At 32.4% G+C, this 1,171-nt stretch carries 2 protein-coding genes; both read right to left on the minus strand.

Annotation, left to right across the window (positions count from 1 at the left end):
• Window positions 1-332: 332 nt before the first annotated feature.
• Complete coding sequence (locus ATH1_RS0116045; RefSeq protein ID WP_010424199.1) at window positions 333-860, minus strand: hypothetical protein; 528 nt, start codon at window positions 858-860, stop codon at window positions 333-335.
• A partial coding sequence (locus ATH1_RS22000) for a hypothetical protein (RefSeq protein WP_010424201.1) occupies window positions 857-1,171 on the minus strand: 315 nt, incomplete at its 5' end. The genes ATH1_RS22000 and ATH1_RS0116045, both read right to left, overlap by 4 nt.

Consider the following 1,171-nt stretch of genomic DNA (forward strand, 5'->3'; position numbering starts at 1 on the left):
CCATCAAAGTAAGACCGTTAGCGTGGAGATTGCAATATGTGCGAGGCCGAAGGCTTACGATGAATCAATAATTGAATACAATGCTTCCGGAGCGCTTAATTCTGAATGAATGGGTGAGCTATATTCTGGATGGTATTGGTTAAAACGTTCCAACCATGACAGATATGTTTGAGAAGTCAGTTCATTTGCATTCTCTGCAATTGGCAAAACCCATGAAAAATAATCATCTCTAACTTTTTTAGGAAAATTTAAATCATTAAAAGCAGTACAACAACTTATTTCTAAAACTGTAGTTACATCTTTATACAATTTCGCCTCAAACTCGATATTTACTATTCCTGTTTTAGATTATTGCGAAATACATCATAGGCAAAAATATAACATTGAACATATCCCTCTCTGTCTATTTTCTCTGAAAATATTGGAGTTATACTTAGTCTCTCTTTAATTTCCTGTGAAAAAAGAGTAAGTTTCTTTAAATATATCTGTGGGTTCTTCTCATAAAAAACAAAAGATGCACTAACAATTTTACCAGAAGGCAGAATCTTACAATCTAATATAAACCTACTTTCTATTAATTGTTCTATTTCTTTCTTGGTGAAAATTTCATTTGCAATCTCCACTAGTTTTTCAACAGAATTAATTTGAAAACTTATAAGTTCTGGATCATCTTTGCTTTCTCTCAACAATGGTTTCGGCAATTTATCTTCATTTATATCCCTATATTTTATTACTAATTCCCCATAATTACTAACCCGAGTGCTTTTTATTAAAGTATCCATCAAAACAGGAAACTGACAATAAGCAATACTCCCGATGAGAGAAACAAAAGCGATTATAAATATGATTCTTAATTTCATAACTTTAGATTGTAATTAAAACATCCTGAATTTGACAATATTGATTTTAATGCATCCGGACTGGAAAGATTTGATGCAAATGGCGAACTATATGAAGGCGTATAAGTATCAAACAATTTAAGCCATTTCTGATAATCGCTATTCGTCAGGCTCGCTGGATTTTCCCTGAGTTGACTAATCCAATCAAGATAATCATCCTTTATTTTCTGTGGGCAAGCCTCATTATTAAAACCAAAACAGCAACTAACATTTGAAATATCTGTATACAATTTCGCCTCAAACTCAATATTCACCCTCCCCGAATCAGCATA

Origin of the sequence: Anaerophaga thermohalophila DSM 12881 (assembly GCF_000191885.1) — a bacterium.
Lineage (GTDB): Bacteria > Bacteroidota > Bacteroidia > Bacteroidales > Marinilabiliaceae > Anaerophaga > Anaerophaga thermohalophila.